The following is a 22111-nucleotide window of genomic DNA, read 5'->3' as shown; positions in this document are numbered from 1 at the left end:
TCAGTTGAAAACCTTTATCGACGGGCCTCGCCGCTCTATCCCTGAGCCGCACTTGGCCTTAAGCTGCGCGAGCCAACACGGCCGTTACCGCGTACGGAGACACTGCCCATGCGAATTTTATTGGTTGAAGACAACCGCGATATTCTGGCCAACCTGGCCGATTACTTGGGGCTCAAAGGCTACACAGTGGACTGTGCGCAGGACGGTTTGTCGGGCCTGCACCTGGCCGCCACCGAGCATTACGACTTGATCGTGCTCGACATCATGCTGCCCGGCATCGATGGCTACACCCTGTGCAAACGCCTGCGTGAAGATGCACGCCGCGACACCCCGGTGATCATGCTCACCGCCCGCGACCAGTTGGACGACCGGCTGCAGGGCTTCAAGTCCGGGGCCGATGACTACCTGCTCAAGCCGTTCGCCTTGTCCGAACTGGCCGCGCGCATCGAAGCGGTGCTGCGCCGGGCCCAGGGTGGCGGGCGGCGTGTGTTGCAAGTGGGCGACCTGCATTACGACCTCGACACCCTGGAGGTCACGCGCGAAGGGCGCATGCTCAAGCTCAACCCGGTCGGCCTGAAGCTGCTGGCAGTATTGATGCAGAAAAGCCCGCACGTATTGCGTCGGGAAATTCTCGAAGAAGCCTTGTGGGGCGATGATTGCCCGGACAGCGACAGCTTGCGCAGCCACGTCCACCAATTGCGCCAAGTGATCGACAAACCTTTCGCCAAGCCGCTGCTGCAAACGGTGCACGGTGTGGGTTATCGCCTCGCCGAGGGCCGTGATGGAGTTTAAGCAAAGCCTTGCCCAGCGGATCATCATCGCCTTTGCCTTGATGAGCGCGTTGGTAGCGGGGGCTTTCGCCATGGGCATCGTCGCGACGGTGCACCTGGTGGAAGAGAAGTTGATTTCGGCGGGCCTGGGTGGCGATCTGCAACGGCTGCTGTTGATGGACAGCATGGAAGACTGGCGACACCGGCCGGAGCCTGACCAGTTGTTTTATTTCAGCGGCGGCCCCGGCGATTTCGAGCTGCCCAAGGACCTGCGGCATCTGGACCCAGGCTTTCATGAAGTGTTTCGCGAGTCGCTGTCATACCACGCCATGGTCGAGGTGATCGATGGCCGGCGTTATGTGCTGCTGCAGGACCAGAGCGATTTCGAAGAGCGCGAGCGCGTCCTGTTTGCCGTGGTGCTGGTGGGCTTCGTGCTCAGCCTGGCGTTGGCGGTGTTTCTCGGCTGGGTGCTGGCGCGCAAGGTGATGGCGCCGGTGGTACGGCTGGCGCGCCAGGTGCGCCATCGCGACCAGTTGCTCGGGCTTGCCCCGCCTCTGGCACCGGATTATGCGGCCGACGAAGTGGGCGAGTTGGCGGTGGCGTTCGATGCCACCCTGGGTCGCTTGCGCCAGGCGCTGTCTCGCGAGCAGTTGTTTACCAGCGATGTGAGCCATGAATTGCGCACACCCTTGATGGTGCTGGCCAGTTCCTGCGAGCTGTTGCTGGAGAACCCGGCAATCGATCAACGGGGGCGCAACCAGGTCCAGCGAATCGCCCGGGCCTGTGAAGAAATGCGCGAACTGGTGCAGACCTTCCTGATGCTGGCCCGTGCCCAGCATGACGATGCCGCCATGTCGGCCCAGGTCAACCTGACACAGGTGGCTGAGGACCTGCTCGGGATCTGGCGCGGGCCCATCGAGCAAAAGGGCCTTGAACTGATCTACTGCCCAGGCAATCCGCTGGATACCCGCTACAACACCACCTTCCTGCATGCGGTGATGGGCAATCTGTTGCGCAATGCACTGCATTACACCGAGCAAGGGTTTATCCGCCTCACCCTGGAGCCCAGCGGTTTTGTGGTGGAGGATTCCGGCGTGGGCATTCCTGAAGACAAGCGTGAGGCGATGTTCGAGCCGTTTGTGCGGGGCAGCGAGAAGCGCGGCGAGGGGCTGGGCTTGGGCTTGTCGCTGGTGCAGCGCATCTGTGAGAACCAAGGCTGGAGCGTGACTCTGAGCACCATGGAGCCCAATGGTTGCCGTTTTCATGTGGAATTGGATCAAGTCAAAACCTGACCGCTCAGTCTGACAATTTGCTGCTGCACGACGCCGGTTTTTCAGCGAAGATGGCCCGATGCTACTGAATGTTTCTGTAAAGTCTTGAAATGTATGCAATTGGACAGGACAAGTTTTTCACAACGAGTTGACTTGTTGATCACAGTTCGCTGCTTAGGGTTGTAGGCATCAGTAATTGGAGATGTAAGATGCCTTCGCCGATCAAGTTAGAGTTTTCTGAAAAGTACGACGATAACCACGCTCACCGCTATTTGCTCAAGCATCAGGACAATCTGGCCCGCCGGTGGTCCCACAAACGCGACGAGCAGCTGGCGCGCGCAGCGCTGGCCATGGCCGGTGAGCCCGGCCTGGTGTTAGACCTGCCGTGTGGTGCAGGGCGATTCTGGCCGTTGCTGGCCGAGAAACCCAACCGCGTGATTATCGGGGCCGACAATTCGGCCTCGATGTTGAAGGTCGCCACGGTGGCCCAACCCCCGGAAGTGGTGAAACGGGTACGTCCTTTGCAGACATCTGCCTTTGATATCGATTTGCCAGATAATTCGGTCGACAGTATTTTCTGCATGCGCTTGATGCACCACATCGGTGACCCAGCGCACAGGATGACAATACTGCGGGAGTTTCAACGTGTTACCCGTGACAGCGTGATTATCTCGCTGTGGGTGGATGGCAATTTCAAGGCTTGGAAGCGTAAGCGCGCCGAAGTGCGTCGTCGTAAGAAAGGTGAGCAGGAAGGTTACCAAAACCGGTTTGTGTTACCGGCTGCTACTGTCGAGGCAGAATTCGAGCAGGCCGGTTTCCGGGTTCAGGAATCCCTGGACTTCATGCCGCTCTACGCCATGTGGCGAGTCTATGTATTGCGTAAGAGGTAACAGGATGGCAGTTGAGTGCGTAGTCGGCAGTCATGTAGCTCCCGAAGAACGATTTGATTTTTTCTGGCGCCAGCAGGGCGAATGGGTAGAAGAGCCCAATCGTCGGCGTGGCGGTGAAAGTGGCGTACAGCGGGTGGTCAGTTCCAATGGCCGTTTGCTCTACTGCAAGCGCCAGACCGGCCACATCTACCGCAGTTGGCTGCATCCGTTTGGACGTCCGACCGTGTTGCGTGAACGTGATGCCCTCAGGGGCCTGCGCTTGCTCGATGTACGGGTGCCGGAGATGGTGTTCTGCGAGGCGCGACGCGACCCCGAGCATCAATGGAAAGCCTTGCTGGTCACCGCTTCGCTGGACGGTTTCGACGAGATCGAAAACTGGTACGCCGCCGGTGGTCGTGAGCAATACGGCGAGGAGGTGCATGAACGCCTGCTCAAGGAGCTGGCCACTACCCTGGCGCGCATGCACAAAGGGCGCTGGCAGCATGGTTGCCTGTATATCAAGCACATCTTCGTGCGGGTCACCGGCGAGGGCGATGCGGTGACTGTGGAAGTGGCGTTGCTGGACTTTGAAAAATGTCGCCAGCGTCTGACCGCTTATCGGGCCGCCTCCCATGACATGCTGCAATTGCGCCGCCATTCGTCGTGGAACGATACCGACTGGAAAAAACTCAGCTACTTTTATGAGACGGCGTTTGGCAGCGCTATCAAGGGTTTAACCAGATGAAGCTAGAAATAGCACGAGGTGTGTTCCTGGTCGGGGCGTTGGGCATTGCAGCCCTCGCCCTGGCTGCGTGGGAACAGCCTCGCACACAGGTACTCAGTGCGGCGCAAGGCGGTGGGCTATGCCTGCAGCCACGTGTCGCCAAGGTCAGTGTGGCGGCCAAGCCCGATCATGAATTGCTGTTATTCATGTTCGGGATGTCTCAAGCGATGAGGCCGCAGAGTTGAAACGATTGAACCCCCCAGGAAGGGCTTCGCGATGCGAGGCCCTTTTTTTGGGACTCAGCGGGGGCAATCGGGTGAGCGCAAGTCACTGCAGTGAACTGAAGGCGCACTCACCGATCACGCTATTGAGGGGGCACCTTGTCAGCTTTGGTCAGCGCCGTGTACACCGTCGGCAGGACGAACAGGGTGAATAGGGTACCAATCGACATGCCGGTGGCGATCACCATACCGATATCGAACCGACTGACCGCACCCGCACCGCTGGAAAAAATCAGCGGGACGACGCCCATTACCGTTGCCAGGGTCGTCATCAGAATCGGCCGCAGGCGAATCGCAGCCGCTTGTTCGACCGCAGCGCGCGCGCACAGGCCTTTTTCCTTGCGCAGTTGATTGGCGAACTCAACGATCAGGATGCCGTGCTTGCTGATCAGGCCGATTAACGTGACCAGCCCGATTTGCGTGTAGATATTCAGGGTGGACCAACCCAGAAACAGTGCGATCAATGCACCGCATACCGACAGCGGTACCGTCACCAGTATCACCAGGGCATCGCGCAGGCTTTCAAACTGCGCCGCCAATACCAGGCCGATGAGCGCCAACGCCAGGCCAAACGTGCCCCATAGCGCATTTCCCTCCTGCACGAACTGACGTGTCGCGTTGCGGTAATCGAAGGTATAGCCCGCTGGCGCCTCCTCCTGGGCGATGGTTTGCAGGGTCTGCAGTGCGTTGCTCATACCCACAATCGGAAAGGCCGACACCGTGACTGAATTGAGCTGTTGAAACTGATTCAACTGCCGTGGCCGAACCTGTGGGCTGGAGACTGTGGTCAGCGTCGACAAGGGCAGTAATTGGCCCTTGGCGTTTTTGACTGCGTACTGGCTCAGCCAGGCGGGGTTGTCCCGATAGCTGCGCTCCACTTGAGCAATCACTTTGTAGAGATGACCGTCGATACTGAATCGGTTGATTTCCGCTTCAGCCAGCAGGGTGCTCAAGGTCAGGTCCAGATCCTCCATGGACACGCCCATCTGGGCGGCCTTGGTCCGGTCAATTTCGACCGTTACTTCGGGTCGGTCGAAGGCCAGGTCGATATCCACGTAGGCAAACTTTCCTGAGTCGATCGCGCGTTGTTTGATGCGCTCGGCCACGCCGATCATCGAGTTGTGGTCCTGCTGGGAGCTGATGACAAAGCCAAAGGGCAGCCCTTCACCTGTGCCTGGCAAGGAAGGCAGGTTGAACGCGAAGACTTGCAGGCCGGGGTTGTTGTCGAGTTTTTCGCGCAAGGGTGTCAGGACGCTCATCTGTGTACGTTCACGTTCCTCCCAGGGTTTGAGCAGGAAGCCGCCAACGCCTGAATGTACGCCGTCCAGGCCGTTGATCTGGAAGGATGCCTGGTATTCGGGAAAGGTTTTGAAGGGTTCGATAAAGTCCTGGGTGTAGCGGTTCAGGTACGCCAGGTTGGTCGGTTGGGGCGCATTGGACAGGATAAAAATCAGGCCCTTGTCCTCGTCGGGCGCCAACTCCGAGAGGGTGAACGTGAGCATGACGGGGATCAGGCAGAGTACGAGCGCGGCGAATACCACTACCACGGACTGCGCTTGCATGATCTGGTGCAGACGGCGCTGATAGCGCGTTTTCAACGCGTTGAAGAATCGGTCCAGCACCCGCGTCAGGCCCTGTGGCTGTGTTTCAGGGCGCAGCAAAATGGCACACATCATCGGTGACAGCGTCAACGCCACGATCCCGGAAATCACCACAGCGCCGGCCAGGGTCAGGGCAAACTCTTTGAACAGCGCCCCGGTCAGGCCCTGCATGAAACCGATGGGTGTATAGACTGCGGCCAGCGTGATGGTCATCGACACCACCGGGATGCAAACCTCTCTTGCCCCTTGATCGCGGCCTCAAGTGGGGACTTACCCTGTTCGATGTGGCGGTGAATGTTTTCCATCATCACGATGGCGTCATCGACCACCAGGCCGATCGCCAGAACCATGGCCAGCAGCGTCAGGACGTTGATGGAATAGCCCATCAGCTGCATGAGGAACAAGGTGCCAATCAGCGACAGCGGAATGGTGATGACGGGAATGATCACCGAGCGCAAGGAGCCCAGGAACAAAAACACCACCAACACTACAATCAGTACGGCTTCTACCAGGCTGGACAGCACTTGGTCGATCGAGGCATTGATGTAAAGCGTCGAATCGTAAGCGATATCCGAATGCAAGTCGGGCGGGAGCTGCGATTGCAGGTGTGGGATCAGTTCGCGGACACGCTTGCCTAACTCCAGGGGGTTGGCGTCGGGTGTGGCTTGAATACTGATATAAACCGCAGGGGTGCCATTGAAGGTGCTGAAACTGTCGTAATTTTGCGAGCCCAGCTCCACGCGTGCGACGTCTCCCAGGCGCACCTGATTGTCGCCGTCGGTTTTCACGGGAATCGCACTGAACCCCTCGGCCGATTGCAGTTCAGTGTTGGTGGTCGCACTGGTGACGACATATTCGCCGGTAAGGTCCCCCGCGACAGATTGTACGTTGTAGCGTCTGATTGCCTGGGTCACGTCAGCGGCGCTCAGACCAAACCCTGCGAGTTTTATCGGGTCGAGCCACAGGCGCATGGCGAAGCTCTGGCTGCCGATGATCTGCGCTTGCGCCATGCCCGGCAGTGTCACCAGTCGCGGCTGGACCACGCGCTGCAGGTAGTCCGTGATCTGAGCATTGTTCATGGTTTTGCTGGAAAAACTCAGGTACATCAGCGCGGTGCTGTCCACTGCAACTTTGCTCAGCACCGGATCCTCAATCCCGCTGGGCAACTGGTTCCTGACTTCATTGGACTTGGCCAGCAGCTCGGTGAACAAGCGGTCACTGTCGGCGTCGAGCCGACTATAGATAGAGATAATCGAGATATTCTGGCGACTGGAAGACGTCATATAGTCGATGCCCTGTGCGCTGGCCAGGCTTTGTTGCAAGGGTTGTGTGATGTAACTCTGGATGGTGTGCGCACTCAGACCCGGGGCGACGGTGGTGACAGTGATCAGCGCGTTCTGCATCTGCGGAAACTGGCGCAGCTGCAGTTTTTCGTAGGCCTGACAGCCCAGCAGCACGATCAACAGACTGACCACCACGGCCAGTACCGGGCGACGGATGAACCGGTCGGTGAAGGTCATTCTGCGCCCTCCTGATGTGGCATCGGCTGCCCATCCGGCTGGCTTCGGTCAATGCTGATCCGCACGGGTGTGCCGTGTTTCAGTTTGAGCTGGCCGGCGGTGACCACCTGTTCGCCCTTGCTCAGCCCCTTGGAAACCACCACCAGGCCATTGCGACGCTCGCCCGTTTCGATCAAGCGCTGCTCGGCTATCAGTTGCGGTGTATCGCCGTTATCGGAGGCCTGCGGCTCGCCGTTGTTGCCTCGGGTTATCACGTAAACGTACTGACCATAAGGGTTGAAGGCGATCGCACTTTCCTGGATCACGGTTTGCGCAGTCGGTTCGTCCAGCAGCACCCGTAAATGGGCGAACATTCCCGGGAGCAGGTCGTCGCGTGGGTTGGGCAGCGTCGCGCGCACCAGCACATTTCGCGTGCTGTCATCGACGATCGGGTTGATGGCGCTCACCTCGGCGAGGCTGAAGGTGCCTGGGCGTGCCGAGACTTCAACCTGAACCGGCTGCCCGATCCTGATCAGTTGAACGGCTTGCTCGGGCACATAAAAGTCCACGTAAAGGCGGCGAGTGTCCTGCAGGCTGGCGATAACCTGGGTACTTTGCAGGTAATCACCCACGTTGACCTGGCGGATGCCGATGGTGCCGGTGAAAGGGGCGGTGATGTGTTTCTTTTCCAGCGCTGCGGTGCGCTGTGCAACGAGGGCAGTGTTGCGGTTGAGTTCAGCACCGAGCCGATCGAATTCGCCTTTGGAGATGGCGCTGATGTCCACCAGTTTTCGACCGCGCTCAAAGTTCTGACGGGCCAGGCGCTGGTCGGCCTTTGCCACGTCCAACTCTGCCTGTTGGGTTTGGTGCTCGAGCTGCAGCAGGGTCTGTCCAGCCTCGACCCTTTGCCCTGACTCAAAGTGCAACTGTGTGACGACACCGGGCACCTCAGTGCTCAGGTTGATACCTTGCAACGCCTTGAGCGTGCCCGCGGCAGGCATTTGGCGCTGCCAGGGGATTTCAAAGGCATTGGACGTCGCCACACTGACGGGTGGCGTTGGCCCATGCAAACGCTGCAGTTGCTGATAAATCCAGTACGTCTTGTAGCCGGCGAGCATCAGCACGACTGACAGAACGAGGCTGAGCATGATAATCATCCGGCGGCCCGGCATGGTCATAATGGAGTCCTTGTGAAGACGTGTGCAGGGTTAACGAAGCGCGAGCACGCACGACCAAGCGGCACTGCGCTGAGCGCCGCAGTCTTCGTCAGAACAAGGAAGGGGATAAGGGGTAGCTTCGCAAGTTGTTGTGGGACAAGTCTCTCGGATGAGAAGCAATTCCACAGATTGCGTAGGCGATGTGCCAGGCGTTGGTGGTTGTCGGCGGCTAGGCTCCTGGGCGTCGGCGCAGGAGCCTTGAGATCGAGGCGGGTGGTTACGTCATAAGGTGCAGGTGGTTATCCCATAACCCTGCAGGCAAGGTCAGCGGCGTCGCTACCGGCTGTTTCTGACGGCAATCGTAGAGGCGGCAGCGCCCCTGGCCCGAGGTCACGACAAAGCCGTCCGCCACCGCGCCGACCCCGGCGCAATCGGGCAGCGGGCCGTCCAGGCGCAACTCGCCACTGTCCATGTCCCAGATAAAAAACCGATTACCACGCGGCGCCGTCAACGCCACCAGGCGCAGCTCACTGTGCACCGCGACGCTGGCGGTGTAGTGCCCCATCGCCTGCAACTGCGCATCGGCCACTGCAAAGGCCACGAACGGCTGGCCCGGACGCTTGATCGCGAGCAGCTCGGAGCGCTCCTGGGACGGCCCCATGAACTGCTGCCCGGTGAGGATGGTGCCATCGCTGGCGATTCCCATATGGCGCACGCTGTTCATCTGCTGGCCCAGGGTTTCCTTGCTGATCAGGCGGCCGTCGCGGTGCATCAGCACCAGGCTCGGTTCCATGGCGTTGAGGTTCATCTCCACACGGCTTTCGGCTTCGGTGCGAATGCCGCCGTTGGCCACCACCAGGGTTTCGCCGTCGGGCATCCAAGAGACCTGGTGCGGGCCGATGCCATGGGTGGAGATTTCCCCGCTGTGCACCAACCGCTCGTCTTCGAACCGGTACACGCCGAGCAAGCCACGGCCGGGGTCGGACGTGTCGTTCTCGGTGGCGTACAGCCAGTCACCGCTCTTGTGGATCACCGCGTGCCCATAGAAGTGGCGATTGGGGTTCGAGGTGATGGTTTGCAGGAGCGCGCCGTCACGCAGGTCGACCAGGTAACTCTCGGTGCCCGGGCGGCGGGCGACGAACAGCGCGATCGGCAGCGTCGGGTGGTTGACGATGTCGTGGCAGCGCTGGCCGACCTGGGTGGCGAACACCTGCGTGCCGTCCAGGCGATAACCGACGGCGTAGTGCTTGCCGTCGGCGTCATCCCGCGCCGACAGCAGCAGGGGGCTCTTGTCTTTCTGCTTGAACAGCGTCCAGCCGCCCAACGTCAATGCACTGAGCAGCACGCTGCCTACCGCCAAAGCCTGTCGCCTGAGCATCATCAGTCACCGTCGTTGGCGTTGAAGCCCAGTTGGATGCCCAGCGCCTTGGCCAACTCGCCTTCATGCAGGCGATGGACCACGTTGAGGCTGTCATAGAGATCGTTGAGCTGCTGGCGCCCGGCGTCATCGTTCAACAGTTCGTTGAGGGAGCGCTGGTTGCTGGCGAACAGTTTCAGTGACGCGGCATACGCGGCGTCGATCTTGTCGGCCAGGGCTTTCTGATCGGCCGGCAACAGGCCGCGCAGGCCTTTGTTGTCGACGCCTACCCATACGGTCTGGGCCGCCGCGAGGCTGGCTTCCAGGCTCTGCAGGGACGACTGGCTGCGCCACGCATCGGCCTGGAACGGTTGCGGGATGCCCTTGGTCTGGCGGCCCATCGGCGTGCCGAGTTTTTTCTTCAGGGTATCCAGGGCGGTCACTTGCACACGCAGCAGGTCGGCAATGGCTTCGTGGGAATCGGCGTAGCGCTGGTTCGGAAACTTGCTCATCTGCGCCAGCATGCCGTCGGTGCTGTTCCAACTGGCCAGGATCTCTTCGGCCAGGGCTTTCTGGCGTTCGCCGATGGCCATCAGCAGCGGGCAGTAACGGGCTTTCTGGGCTTCGTCGGCGACGTCAGGCTTGGCGTCGTAGAGGATATATTCGTAGGCCGACAGGCCTTGCACCACCACGCTGGATTTAGCGAGGGCGGCGCCGTCGATCTGTGGCTGGCTGGCGACCAACTGTTCGACCTGGCGACCCACCAGGTTTTTCTTGTCCGGCCAGAACTGCACTTGCCATGCGCGGTTGCCTTCGGCCAGCGGGCCGATCAGCAGCGGTTGCAACTCGGCCCAGGCTTTTTGCGCGTGGAGGAAGTCGGCACGGGCGGTGTCCAGGCTTTCCTTGCCCTGGCAGTAGGCCAGGGCGCTGACGGCCAGTTGGCGGTCGGCTTCAACCCAGCGGCTGTAAGTGGGCAGGATGACTTGCTTGGCGATGGCCGCCGAGGTCACCGCTTGCGGGTCCTGGGGCGAGCAGGCGCCGAGGGCAAGGGCGGCCAGGCTGGTGAACAACAACTTGGGACGGAACATGTCGAGCTCCCTTCTGTAATTGGGGCAAAGCTTATAGAGAATTCAGGAACGCCAGCAACGCGGCGCGCTGCTCGGCGTTGAACGACAACACATGCTGCTGCGCCGCTTGCGCTTGCCCGCCATGCCAGAGCACGGCTTCGAGCAGGTTGCGGGCGCGGCCGTCATGCAGGAACTGGGTGTGACCACTCACGGTTTGCGTCAGGCCGATGCCCCACAACGGCGGGGTACGCCAGTCGCGGCCACCGGCTTTGAATTCGGTACGGTTGTCGGCAAGCCCTTCGCCCATGTCGTGCAGCAGCAAGTCGCTGTAGGGGCGGATCACTTGATTGGCCAGCTCAGGTTCGGCGGCGTTGGCGGCCGTGGTGAACGTCGGCTTATGACAGCCCTGGCAGCCGGCCTGGTAAAACAGGTTTTTACCGGCCAGCACCTGCGGCGCATCGACGTCGCGGCGCACCGGCACGGCGAGGTTACGCGTATAGAACAGCACCAGGCGCAGGATGTTGTCGCTGACTTCCGGCTCGCCTTCGGGGCCGTTGCCGTTGGGTGCCTGTTTGCAGGCGACTTGGGCGTCGGTGCAGTCATCGAAGGGTCTCAGGGAGGTAGTGAGGCCCATATCACCAGAAAACGCGTGAACATTTTGTTGATTGAGGTTGGGTTGCCCGGCTTTCCAGCCAAATCGCCCCAGCACGGTTTTTTGCGCGGCGTCATCCCACACCCGATTCGCCCGGCCGACGATGGCCTCACGGTCAGCGGTTTTCGGATCGGTGTTGCGCAGGATATCGGCGTCGCTGATGGCTTCGAGCAGCCCCAGGCCGATCATCGGCGGGGCGATGCGTGCAGAGAAACGCGTGTCGGGGTGCATCGGGCCGTAGCCGAGCTGGGTGATCTGCAGGTCAGGCTTGCGCAACTCGACCACCGTGCCGTCCTTGAACTGGACGTTGACCGGTGTGTAATCGACCCGCACCTTGCCTTCCGGCGCTACGCCGGGCACGGCCATGTCCTGCAGTTGCCCGCCGTAGACCGGCTCGGGCACTACGCCGAGCTGTTCGATGAGCTTGGCGTAAGGTGGCGCATCCGGAATCGACAGGCGGACCAGCATCGACACGGCATTGGGCGCATCGGCCAGCGGCGGGTGGCCCCGGCCGTCCTTGATATGGCAGTTCTGGCACGCGTTGGTATTGAACAGCGGGCCCAGGCCGTCACGTGCGGTGGTGGTCGAGGGCGCGATCACCCAGGGGCTGCGAAAGAAACTGTTGCCGACGCTGAAGTCCAGGCGGCGGGTGGGCGCCAGGTTGGCCGAGGGCAGGGAAAACGCGTTCTGGTCGCGCTTGTTCACCGTGGTAGCACCGCCAGCGCGCGCTTCACCCGGCTCGGCCTGGGTAAACTGCGGGGCGTCGTCGCAGGCGGTCAGGCCCAGGGCCATCAACGCTGCGCACAGGTGAAGTAACGAACGGAACATCGAGTTTCCTGAACGAAGGCGGAAAATGTGGGGGCAAAGTCTAACAGGGCGGGGCAGTTTGAATAAGAGCAATTATCGTTTGGTGGCATCCCGATTCATTCCGCTAGAATGAGCGCACATTTTTTTCTGGAGGTGGCCAATGCAGGCTCTCGACGCTTTGCTCAACCGTGTTTCCGTGCCGCGCCTGCTGGAACCGGCACCGACCCAGGAGCAGCGCGACGTGCTGTTCGCCGCCGCCATGCGTGCGCCCGACCACGGCCAACTGCGCCCGTGGCGCTTCCTCACCGTGGAAGGTGCAGCCCGTGAGCAGATGGGTACGCTGTTGGCCGAAGCCGCCCGCCTGCAAGACGCCGATGCCCCGCAAGCCGCCATCGATAAAGCCCAGAACGGCCCGTTGCGCGCGCCGCTGGTAGTGGTGGTGATTGCCCGTCTGCAGGAGCACTTCAAGGTGCCCAAATCCGAACAACTGCTGGCAGCCGCCTGCGCGGCCCATGGCATTCTGCTGGCGGCGTATGCCCAGGGGATTGGTGCCGTGTGGCGCACGGGTGAGTTGTCCTACTCGGCCCACGTCGCCAAAGGCCTGGGGCTGGTACCCGGCGAGGAAGTGATTGGCTTCCTCTACCTGGGCACCCCCCAGAACCCGCCGCGCACCGCGCCGAAGGAAGACCTGACCGCGTTCGTCCAAGCCTGGACCGGCCTGTAAGGAAAAAGGTGATACCAGTGTGGGAGGGGGCTTGCTCCCGATAGCAGAGTGTCAGCCGACTTATCTGTTACTGACACATCGCTATCGGGAGCAAGCCCCCTCCCACAGTGAGGTGTGGTGTTATTTAGACCTTGAACTGATCCATCAACTTCATTTGCTGGCTGGCCAGGGCATTGAGCTGGCTGCTGATGGCTGCCGATTCGGTGGCTTGGCCGGTGAGGGTTTCGGTGACGGTGCGGATCGCGGAGACGTTGCGATTGACCTCTTCTGCCACCGCGCTTTGCTGTTCGGCGGCGCTGGCGATTTGCAGGTTCATGTCGCTGATCACCGTCACCGCGTCGCTGATTTTGCCCAGGGCCTGCACGGCTTGGTGGATCTGCCCGGCATTGCTTTGGGCCTGGTGCTGGCTCGAATGCATGGTCGCCACCACGCCACGGGTGCCGCTCTGGATGCGTTCGATCACTAGGCGAATTTCCTCTACCGAATCCTGGGTGCGCTTGGCCAGGTTACGCACCTCATCGGCCACCACCGCAAAACCGCGTCCGCTTTCCCCGGCGCGCGCCGCTTCGATCGCCGCGTTCAACGCCAGCAGGTTGGTCTGTTCGGCGATGCTGCGGATCACCTCCAGGACTGAACCGATCTGTTCGCTGTTGACGGCCAACGCCTCGACTTCGCCGACGGCCTTGCTGACTTCTTCAGCAAGCGTGGTGATATCACGAGTACTTTGTTCGATGATCGACATGCCTTCGCGGGCCGACTGATCCGCACCGCGTGCCGCGCTGGCGGCGTTGGAGGCGCTGTTGGCGACGTCATGGGCGGTGGCGCTCATCTCATTGGACGCGGTGGCCACCTGGTCGATTTCGCGAAATTGCACCTGCATGCCTTCGCTGGTCTGGCGCGCAATGGCCGAGGATTGGTCGGCAGTGCCGCGCGCTTCGGTGATGCTTTGTTTGATCTGCGCGATGGTCGGTTGCAGCTTGTCGAGGAAGCGGTTGAACCAGTTCACCAGCTCGCCCAGTTCGTCTTTTTTGCTGTAGGCCAGGCGCTGGGTGAGGTCGCCGTCGCCGCTGGCGATGTCTTTGAGCATGGCCGCCACGCTGTTGATCGGGCGGGTCACGCCGGTGGCCGTCAGCCAGATCAGCAGCAGGCCTACCAGGGCGGCGGCAGCCGCTACCAGCAAGGCCTTGAGGGTGCCTGTGGCCTGTGCGTCATCAAGCACACCTTGCAGCTTCACGTTATCGGCCAGCATCACCGCTTTGGGCAGTTTGATCACCACGCCCCAGGATTTGGCGTCGGGTATCGGCTTGACGGGGTACACGGCGCGAATAGTCTCGTCCTGTTCGCGGATCATGGGGCGGTCGTTGGCAAGCAGTTGCACGATCTCTTTGCCTTCGGCGCCAAGCGTGTCGATCAGGTTCTTGCCCACTCTGGCCGGTTCACCGCTGTAGGCCGCGATCAGGCCGGTGCTGGACAGCACCTCCAAGTGCGCCGCGCCGTTGAACAAGTCTTTCTGCGCCGCGTCGGTGACCGCTTGCAGGGCGTTGAGGGCGATATCGACACCGACGACGCCGATAACCTTGCCATCCACGATCAAGGGCAGGGAGATGGTGGTCATCAGCACGGGTTTGCCGGCCACCGTGTCTTCGTACGGGTCCAACAGGCACGTAGTCCGAGTGTCCCGTGGGCAGGTGTACCAAATGTTGTAGGGCGTGCCGCTGAGGTTGAGGCTGGTTTTCGTCAGGTCATCTTCAACCATGATCGTGTTCAGGCTGTCGCCGCCGGCCCGGCTCCAGTAGCTGGAGAAGCGGCCTTTTTCGTTGGAAACGCGCGCTTTGTCGTCGATGAACTCGCTGTCCTTGCCATCCAGTCCGTTGGGTTCGAACGACAGCCAGATGCCCAGCACCTTGGTGTTACGCTCAAAAGCGGTTTTTACGCTCTGGTTGATGTCTTCGCGCAGGGCACCCGCGTCCAGCGAACGCTTGGCCCCTAGGGTGCGCAGGTCTTTGACTTGATCGGCGAGGGCGGCGACCACCAGCAGGTTTTCGTTGAAGGTTTTCTGCAACTGCACGGCCTGTTCGGCCGCCTTGGCTTGCAGCAGTTGTTCTACGCTGGCAGTCAGCATTCGTGAGCTTGAGTCACTGACCAACTGATCGTTCTGGTTGGTGTTGTAGATATTGATGCCAACCACCAGTGCGATCACCCCTAACAGGCAGAGGCCGGACAGCAGCACGATTTTCAAGCGGATGGAGAGGGTGTCGAACATAGGTTCACTCACAAATGGACTTGTTGAGATGCGCAGAGCCAAGTCCATTCGGCGCCATGTCTGAAACATCGGCGTCACAAATCAATTCATGAATAACAGGCGATGAGCGGTAGGAAAACCCCTACACGCAGCGTTATACGGGCCGTGCAAGCTGCTCGGGGCGCGACCAGATCCACAGGTTGCCCAAGCTCATGCCGGCGATTGCCAGGTAGATCGGCCAGCCGTGATCGAGCATCACCAGCATCAGGGCGGCGCACAGAACCATGCTGACGGTGGCGCTGACTTTGGCCCGGCGCGCGATGATCTTGCCATTGCGCCAATTGAACAGGATCGGCCCGAACAGACGGTGGTTTTCCAGCCATGCGCTGAGGCGTGGCGAGCTTTTGGTCGCGGCCCAGGCGGCAAGCAGGATGAATTCGGTGGTGGGCAAACCCGGTATGACAATCGCCACCAAGCCGATCCCCAGGCTGACGTAGGCCAGCAGGCCGTAGAGGATCTGCGCGATTTTCGAGGTGGATTGGGTTTTGCCGGTCATGGTGTGTGCAATCAGGAGGTCACAAGAAATCAGCTTGAAATAGGGTCGAAGTGTGGGAGGGGGCTTGCTCCCGATGAGGGCGTGTCAGTCACTGAATGCGTCGACTGATACGCCGCCATCGGGAGCAAGCCCCCTCCCACAGTTGATTGCATTTCAATTCAAGATCAGGCCAGTTCAGGGGCGCTAGCGTACGCCTGTTCCAGCAAGACGGTGAAGCGCACAAACGCATCGATGGCGCCTTTATCCATGGCGGCTTCTTCCTCGACGCTCAATTGCATTGCATCGAGGGTGCGAGTGAAGCTTTTCCAGCCTTCGGCGCGGCCGCCCGCCGGCTCGCCCAAGTGACGCGCGCCGAAGGTTTCGCTGAGGCCCAGGCCCACGGCCCGTTTGATCAGGAAGGCAGCACCCAGTTTGGAGCCTTCGGAGACGAACAGCCAGCCCAGGGCTTGGGCCACACTCGGGTTGTTCACCGCCCCGGCAACCGGGGCCGGCACCTCGGTGTCGAGGTCGCCCAGGTCGAGTCTGGCGGCATCTGCGCGGCAGCGTTCGGCCAGGTTGGGAATGATCCGGTTCAGTTCGGCATCGTTGTACAGCGCCACCAACTCCGATTGGAACAGGTACTGCGCCACCACGAAGCGGGCGAAGTTGGCCTGGGTTGCAAACGGCGCGTGGGCCTTTACCAACGCATCGAGCCTGGTGTGTGGCGCGTGGGTGATCTGGTTCAGGCGCTGGGAGCGCAGGCTTGGACGTTCTGCGGTAGGAGAAGCGGTCATGAAAAAGTCCTTGAGAGGGGGAGCGCCTTTCTGGCTCTGAAGAGGGCGGTTATCAACTAGACGAACAGGAAGACGCGGCACAGTAAAAATTCCGCACCTCGCCGCTCGATCATGGCGGCGAGATGCAGCGGGTGGCGTCAGATGTCCCAGATCACATTGATCGCGAAGTTGCGGCCCGGCTGGGTCAGGCGATCAAGGTTGGCCGGGCCGGTCACCGCGGCTTCGCCGACGCTGTCGTAGCTGCGCACGTCGTCCCAGTTCCAGTACTTCTTGTCGGTGAGGTTGTAGACGCCGCCGTTGATGGTCACGTCGTGGGAGACTTTGTAGTAAGCGCTCAGGTCGAGAATGCCGAACCCCGGCGTCTTGAACGGTCCGCTGGTATCGCCGTCCGGGGCGTGGAAGGTGCTGCTGTCGACGCGATTCTGTTTCTTCACCAGGGTCCAGCTCAGCAGGCCGCCGTAGCTGTCCTGATCGTAGCCCAGGCCGAAGACGCCCTTGAGCGGGTTGACGCTGTTGAGCGGCTGGCCGTTGTCGTCGTTGCGGCCATGGGCGTAGGACACCGCTCCCTGGGTATAGAGGCCCTGCGGCGCACCGAAGGCATCCAGGTTCAGGCGGCCCTTGGCTTCGGCGCCCTTGATGGTGGCGCGTTTGATATTCACCGCCTGGAACTGCTCGACGGTGCCGCCGACCACCGCGTTGTCTTCGTCGATGAAGTCGCGGTATTTGTTATAGAACACCGCGATTTCAAACGAGCCCTCGTCGAACTTGCCGCGAAGCCCGGTTTCGATGCCTTTGCTGGTTTCCGGCTTGAGGTCGGGGTTGGGCTCCACGGTGTAGCCCAGGTTGAGGTTTTCGAAGCGGCCGTACAGCGCTTTGGCGGACGGTGTGCGGAAACCTTCGGCGTATTGGCCGAACCAGGTGTATTGATCGGTCAGGGCGTAGGTCAGGCCGAACTTGGGCGTGACGCGGTGCCAGGTTTTGTCCTTGCCGTCGACCGCATATTCACCGGTGGGGTTCACGGTGCTGAGGAATTCCTCGGTCAGCTTGGGCTTGAGCCGGGTGTAGTCGTAGCGTACGGCGGGCAGGAAGGTCCATTTATTCCAGCTGATCTGGTCCTGGGCGAACAGCGAATAGGTGTTGATGGTCGGGTCGGGGAAATCGCTGGATTTCTTCACGCTGTCGCCGGCCGACGGGCTGGGCGCGCCGATGGCGGTGCAGCCGCTGCCGACCGCCAGGCAGGTGGCGCTGCCTTCACGCGAACCGGTGACTTTCTGCTGCTTGAGGGTGGTGCCGTAGGTCACCTGGTGCTCGGTGTCGCCAAGGCTGAAGGCCTTGTCCAGCTGTGCATCGAAGACCCACTGCTTTTCTTCGTACAGGGTGTCGCGGGTGCGCAGTACGCGACGGCCCGACTGATAGATTTCAGCGGTGGTCTGGTCGGTCTTGGCGATCTGGTAATTGAGGCTGGTCTTGATGCGGTCGGCGACCGGCGACTCAAGGGCGAAGCTGTTTTCCAGGCCGAAACGTTCACGGGTAATGGTGTCGTTGCCGCGACGGTCACGGTAAAGGTTGAAGCCGCGCCCACCAATGAACGGGCCGCCCACCGCATTCTTCAGGTTGATGTCGCGATCGTCCTTGTACTTCTCGTACGTCAGGCCCAGGCGGTTATCGTCGCCATAATTCCAACCCAGTTTGGCCAGCACGTTGGTAGTGCGCGCGTCTTCGGGGTTGGCGCCGGTGCGGGCCAGGCCGGTGGCGTTGTTGCCATCATAGGACTCGGTTTCGTGACCGTTGCGCTGGCTCAGGTGCAGCAAACCGTCGACGTCCTGCACACGGCCGGCTACGGTGGCGGACGTCAGCCAGCTTTCGTCGGCGGAGCTGTAGCCGGTCTTCAGGCGGGCGCCGACGTCCTGCCCGGGCTGGATGATGTCATCCGGGTCGAGGGTGAAATAGCTCACCGCGCCGCCAATGGCGCTGCTGCCGTACAGGGCCGAGGCCGGCCCGCGCAGGATCTCCACGCGCTTGACGATTTCCGGGTCGACGTAGTTGCGCCGGGTCTTGGCGTAGGGGCCGTTGAAGAAGTTGTCGGGCACTTCCACGCCGTCGACCTGGGTAAGAATGCGGTCGCCGTCGATACCGCGAATGTTGTAGCCGGCATTGCCCGAGCGCGTGCCGGCGCCGCCCACCGACACGCCCGGTTCGTAGCGCACCAGCTCACGGGTAGTGTTGACGTTCTGGCGGTCCAGTTCCTGGCGGTCGTGCACGCTGACCATGCTCGGTACGCTGTCCACATCCTGCTCGGTACGGGTGGCGCTGATGGTCACCTGCTGCAGGTTGAGGGCGCCGCCGGCGGCACGTTTCTCCAGGACGATGTTGTTGTTGCCCAGCTTGCGATAGCTCAGGTTGGTCCCCACCAACAGCCGTTCCAGCGCCTTCTCCGGCGACAACGCCCCACGCACGCCAGGGGACGACACACCCTGGCCCAACTCAGCCGGCAGGCCGACTTGCCAGCCGGTCACGCCGGTGAAAGCGTTCAGCGCCGACACCAAGGGCTGCTGTTCGATGCTGAAGCTGTAGGTGCCTTGGCTGCGCGGTGCGGGTTCGGCGGCAGTGGCGGCCATTGCCGGCACGCCGGCCATCAGTATGGCGGCGGTCAGCAGGGACAGGACGGGCGAACAAGACCGGCGGTTGAAACGAGAGGACATCGAGAGCGCTCCGGAGATACGAATCTTATAGTTGCGAACTGAACCAAATAGGAATCAGTTGCATTGGCTATAACGAGACGTATCGCCGGTCAGCATCGAGTAAAAATAATTCTCATTTAGTTCAAGATCACCAGCGCCGGGTATTCCGACAGTTTGGCCGAGGTGATGTGGGCCAGGGAACGCACCACGTCCAGCGGTTGGTCGAGCCGATAGTTACCGGTGACGGCGACACTGGCGAGCCTGTTGTTGGTGTTGACGATCCAGCCCGGGTAATAGCGACGCAGCTCTGCCAGCACTTCGCCCATCGGGCAGTTTTCGAACACCAGGCGGCCCTGGACCCAGGCCAGGTCCTTGCCGGCGTCCAGCTTGGCCGGCTGGCCGAAGCCCTTGGGGCCGATACGGATGCTTTCACCGGCACTCAGGCGCACCCGGGCGTCGTCGACGGTGTTGCTCAGGTCGACATCGCCGCGCTGCACTTGCACCTGGGCTTCGCCGTCGAGATAGCGCACGGCAAACGCGGTGTCACGCACGCTGGCGCGCACCGGGCCGGCGTCGATTTCCAGCGGCAGGCCACGGCTGGGGGCGATGTCGAAAAACGCTTCGCCCTGGTAGAGGCGGGCAATGCGCTGGTGGTCCTTGATGCGGCTGGAAAACGCCGAATTGGTGTTCAGCAATACGTTGGCGCCCTCGTCCAGTTGCAGGCGCTGGCGTTCACCGACCACGGTGAGGTGGTCGGCCTGCAGGCGTACCGGCAGGTTGCTGAAGCTGAACAGGCCGAGCAGCAGCACGGCGGCGGTGGCCAGGGGTTTCCAATGCGGTTTGATCCGGCGCCAGGCGCTCGGTTTGCGTGGCGCGGCCAGGGCCACGGCGGCGCTGTGTACGGGCGCGGCACCCCAGGCGGCCTGGGCTTTGCTGAAGGCATGGGCGTGCGCGGGGTCCTCGGCCAGCCAGGCTTGAAATGCCGCTTGCTGGCCGGGTTGCGCGCACTGCAAGGCGATCAGCCAATCGAGGGCTTGGTCCATGGCCGTGTCTTGCAGCACCTCATGAGCCAGCTCGTGGGGGCGCAGTTTATTCGGGTCCGTCACGGTGTTCCTCGGGTCTTCGCCACGTTCTACTCATTTTTCCTACAGCCTGGATCGACACTTCTGTCGGCGTGAAGCTTAAGGCTGATCCAGCCGTTCGGCCACACCTACACAGATGGCCATGATCAACTTCAGTTCCTTTTGTACGGTGCTCAAGGACACCTGCAACTGATCGGCGATTTCCTGGTAGCTGCAACCGTGCAGGCGGCTGAGGATGAAGATCCGCTGCTGGCGAGCACTCAACTGGCCCAGGCTGACGCTCAGGTGCTCGAGCAATTGCTCGGCCTGGGTCGCGTCTTCGGGGGTGCTGATCGGGGCGGCAACGCTTTGCAGGATATCCAGCGGTACATCTTCCTGCAGGGTGCGGGCCTGGATCCTGCGCGAACGCAAATGATCCAGCGCCAGGTTGCGCGCGGTCTGGTAGACGAAGGGTTCAAGGTGGTCGATCGGCCGCTCGCTCAGGGCCCGGGTCACGCGCAGGTAGGTTTCCTGCAACAGGTCCTCGGCGGTGCTGTGGTTATTCACCATGCGTTGCAGCGTGCGCAGCAGAATCACCCGTTGGGTGAGAAAGACGTGGTTGAAGCGAGATTGGCTCACAGTGATACCAGACCGATTTGCAGTTAATGATAATGCTTATCATCAACTCAAATGGCAAGTGGCTTGATCGTTCCCACGCTTTGCGTGGGAATTCATCCTGTGACGCTCCGCGTCACGACCTCCGGAGCGGGACGCAGAGCGTCCGGCGCTGCATTCCCACGCAGAGCGTGGGAACGAGCAGGTCGTGTTATTCAGCGTTACACAGCGCCAGGCAGTTATCCAGCATCCGGTTCGAGAAGCCCCACTCGTTGTCATACCAGGCCAGCACTTTAAGCAACTTGCCGCTCACCTTGGTGTGATTGGCATCGAAGATCGATGACAGCGGGTTATGGTTGAAGTCACTGGAAACCAGCGGCAGGGTGTTGTAGCCGAGGATTTTCGAGTGCTGGCTGGCGTGCTTCAACAGCGCGTTGACTTCATCGGCCGTGGCTTCTTTTTTCAGCTGCACGGTGAGGTCCACCAGCGACACGTTGATCACCGGCACGCGCACGGCCATGCCGGTCAGCTTGCCCGCCAGTTCCGGCAATACCAGGCCGACGGCTTCAGCGGCGCCGGTCTTGCTCGGGATCATGTTCTGGGTGGCCGAACGCGCGCGGTACGGGTCGGTGTGGTAGACGTCGGTGAGGTTCTGGTCGTTGGTGTAGGCGTGAATCGTGGTCATCAGGCCGCTTTCGATGCCCAATTCGCGGTGCAGCACTTGGGCCACCGGCGCCAGGCAGTTGGTGGTGCACGACGCGTTGGAGATGATCTGGTGCGATTGACGCAAAATGTCATGGTTTACGCCGTAGACCACGGTCGCATCCGCGCCCTTGGCCGGGGCAGAGATGATCACCTTGCGCGCACCGGCGCTAATATGGGCGGCGGCCTTGTCACGATCGGTGAACAGGCCGGTGCATTCGAACACCACGTCAATCTTGTGCGCGGCCCACGGCAGGTCGGCCGGGTTGCGAATGGCACTCACGGCGATCCGGTCGCCATTGACGGTCAGGCTTTCCTGATCGTGGGCGACCTCTGCTTCGAATGTGCCATGCACGGTGTCATATTTGAGCAGGTGGGCATTGATCGAGCTGTCGCCCAGATCATTGATGGCGACGATCTGCAAATCCTGGCGGTAGCCTTGGGTATACAGTGCGCGCAGAACATTACGGCCGATACGGCCAAAACCGTTGATTGCGATACGTAGAGTCATTGGAAAGTGCCTATCGTCGATTTGTTGTAAGAATTACAAGATTATTCGCATAAAAATAGAAAACAAGCCTTTTTAGTGGCAATATTTTGTTCAATCTACAACGAGTGACCTGAATCAACTGGTCCGATGATCCAAACGACTGCCTGCCATCCATGCGCTGCGGGCGTTTGATCAGCATAGACACTCAGGTC

17 protein-coding genes and 2 pseudogenes are annotated in these 22111 nt (G+C 61.0%); 6 read left to right on the top strand and 13 right to left on the bottom strand.

The annotated features are described in order from the left end of the window. The first annotated feature begins 108 nt into the window (after window positions 1–108). The 5 genes from colR (at window position 109) to C4J88_RS21530 (ending at window position 3879) form a co-directional block, all read left to right on the top strand. Window positions 109–792 (top strand): two-component system response regulator ColR, encoded by a 684-nt coding sequence (gene colR, locus C4J88_RS21550; RefSeq protein WP_124364237.1) that lies wholly within the window; start codon window positions 109–111, stop codon window positions 790–792. Then, on the top strand, window positions 782–2062 hold the full coding sequence (locus C4J88_RS21545) for a HAMP domain-containing sensor histidine kinase (RefSeq protein ID WP_124368216.1): 1281 nt from the start codon (window positions 782–784) through the stop codon (window positions 2060–2062). The genes colR and C4J88_RS21545 overlap by 11 nt, the downstream gene beginning before the upstream one ends. Window positions 2063–2250: 188 nt before the next feature. Further along, window positions 2251–2931 carry a class I SAM-dependent methyltransferase gene (locus C4J88_RS21540; protein ID WP_124368215.1) on the top strand — a complete coding sequence of 227 codons (681 nt, stop codon included), beginning with the start codon at window positions 2251–2253 and terminating at the stop codon, window positions 2929–2931. A gap of 4 nt (window positions 2932–2935) precedes the next feature. After that, complete coding sequence (locus tag C4J88_RS21535) at window positions 2936–3655, top strand: lipopolysaccharide kinase InaA family protein (RefSeq protein ID WP_124368214.1); 720 nt, start codon at window positions 2936–2938, stop codon at window positions 3653–3655. Next, window positions 3652–3879 carry a hypothetical protein gene (locus C4J88_RS21530; protein WP_124364233.1) on the top strand — a complete coding sequence of 76 codons (228 nt, stop codon included), beginning with the start codon at window positions 3652–3654 and terminating at the stop codon, window positions 3877–3879. The genes C4J88_RS21535 and C4J88_RS21530 overlap by 4 nt, the downstream gene beginning before the upstream one ends. Window positions 3880–3998: 119 nt before the next feature. On the opposite strand, the pseudogene C4J88_RS21525 reads toward C4J88_RS21530, so the two are convergent. From C4J88_RS21525 to C4J88_RS21505, 5 genes and pseudogenes are all read right to left on the bottom strand, one after another. Beyond that, a pseudogene (locus C4J88_RS21525) lies at window positions 3999–7036 on the bottom strand (multidrug efflux RND transporter permease subunit). Continuing rightward, window positions 7033–8187, bottom strand: a complete 1155-nt coding sequence (locus C4J88_RS21520; RefSeq protein WP_124408667.1) for an efflux RND transporter periplasmic adaptor subunit — start codon at window positions 8185–8187, stop codon at window positions 7033–7035. The pseudogene C4J88_RS21525 and the gene C4J88_RS21520 overlap by 4 nt, the downstream one beginning before the upstream one ends. A 262-nt stretch (window positions 8188–8449) precedes the next feature. Beyond that, window positions 8450–9550 (bottom strand): DUF1513 domain-containing protein, encoded by a 1101-nt coding sequence (locus C4J88_RS21515; RefSeq protein ID WP_124408666.1) that lies wholly within the window; start codon window positions 9548–9550, stop codon window positions 8450–8452. A 2-nt stretch (window positions 9551–9552) separates the two neighbouring features. Then, window positions 9553–10617 (bottom strand): imelysin family protein, encoded by a 1065-nt coding sequence (locus C4J88_RS21510; protein ID WP_124364232.1) that lies wholly within the window; start codon window positions 10615–10617, stop codon window positions 9553–9555. A 31-nt stretch (window positions 10618–10648) separates the two neighbouring features. After that, window positions 10649–12076: a di-heme oxidoredictase family protein gene (locus C4J88_RS21505; protein WP_124408064.1), complete on the bottom strand. Its 1428-nt coding sequence runs from the start codon at window positions 12074–12076 to the stop codon at window positions 10649–10651. A 139-nt stretch (window positions 12077–12215) separates the two neighbouring features. Here C4J88_RS21505 and C4J88_RS21500 point away from each other — a divergent pair, with 139 nt between their 5' ends. Further along, on the top strand, window positions 12216–12779 hold the full coding sequence (locus tag C4J88_RS21500; RefSeq protein WP_124408063.1) for an NAD(P)H nitroreductase: 564 nt from the start codon (window positions 12216–12218) through the stop codon (window positions 12777–12779). Between the two features lie 124 nt (window positions 12780–12903). On the opposite strand, the gene C4J88_RS28165 is transcribed toward C4J88_RS21500, so the two are convergent. The 8 genes and pseudogenes from C4J88_RS28165 to gap all read right to left on the bottom strand — a co-directional run bounded on the left by C4J88_RS28165 (window position 12904) and on the right by gap (window position 21920). Next, window positions 12904–13659, bottom strand: coding sequence for a methyl-accepting chemotaxis protein (locus C4J88_RS28165; RefSeq protein WP_372238023.1), 756 nt, complete (start codon window positions 13657–13659; stop codon window positions 12904–12906). A gap of 102 nt (window positions 13660–13761) precedes the next feature. Then, window positions 13762–14901, bottom strand: a pseudogene (locus C4J88_RS28160) (HAMP domain-containing protein); the annotation flags it as partial. Window positions 14902–15175: 274 nt separating this feature from the next. Next, window positions 15176–15577 carry a YbaN family protein gene (locus C4J88_RS21490; RefSeq protein WP_124368208.1) on the bottom strand — a complete coding sequence of 134 codons (402 nt, stop codon included), beginning with the start codon at window positions 15575–15577 and terminating at the stop codon, window positions 15176–15178. Window positions 15578–15741: 164 nt separating this feature from the next. Then, complete coding sequence (locus tag C4J88_RS21485; protein ID WP_124408062.1) at window positions 15742–16350, bottom strand: biliverdin-producing heme oxygenase; 609 nt, start codon at window positions 16348–16350, stop codon at window positions 15742–15744. A 137-nt stretch (window positions 16351–16487) separates the two neighbouring features. Further along, window positions 16488–19052 (bottom strand): TonB-dependent receptor, encoded by a 2565-nt coding sequence (locus C4J88_RS21480; RefSeq protein ID WP_124408061.1) that lies wholly within the window; start codon window positions 19050–19052, stop codon window positions 16488–16490. Between the two features lie 116 nt (window positions 19053–19168). Further along, entirely contained in the window at window positions 19169–20137 is a 969-nt protein-coding gene (locus tag C4J88_RS21475; RefSeq protein ID WP_124408060.1) for a FecR domain-containing protein, read from the bottom strand. A 75-nt stretch (window positions 20138–20212) separates the two neighbouring features. Then, entirely contained in the window at window positions 20213–20731 is a 519-nt protein-coding gene (locus tag C4J88_RS21470) for an RNA polymerase sigma factor (protein ID WP_124368204.1), read from the bottom strand. Between the two features lie 187 nt (window positions 20732–20918). Beyond that, window positions 20919–21920, bottom strand: a complete 1002-nt coding sequence (gap, locus tag C4J88_RS21465) for a type I glyceraldehyde-3-phosphate dehydrogenase (protein ID WP_124364224.1) — start codon at window positions 21918–21920, stop codon at window positions 20919–20921. Between the last annotated feature and the right edge of the window lie 191 nt (window positions 21921–22111).

Source organism: Pseudomonas sp. R4-39-08 (assembly GCF_003852275.1).
Taxonomy (GTDB): domain Bacteria; phylum Pseudomonadota; class Gammaproteobacteria; order Pseudomonadales; family Pseudomonadaceae; genus Aquipseudomonas.
Note: the sequence above shows the minus strand (reverse complement) of the source record. Positions and strands in the feature narration are given on the sequence as shown.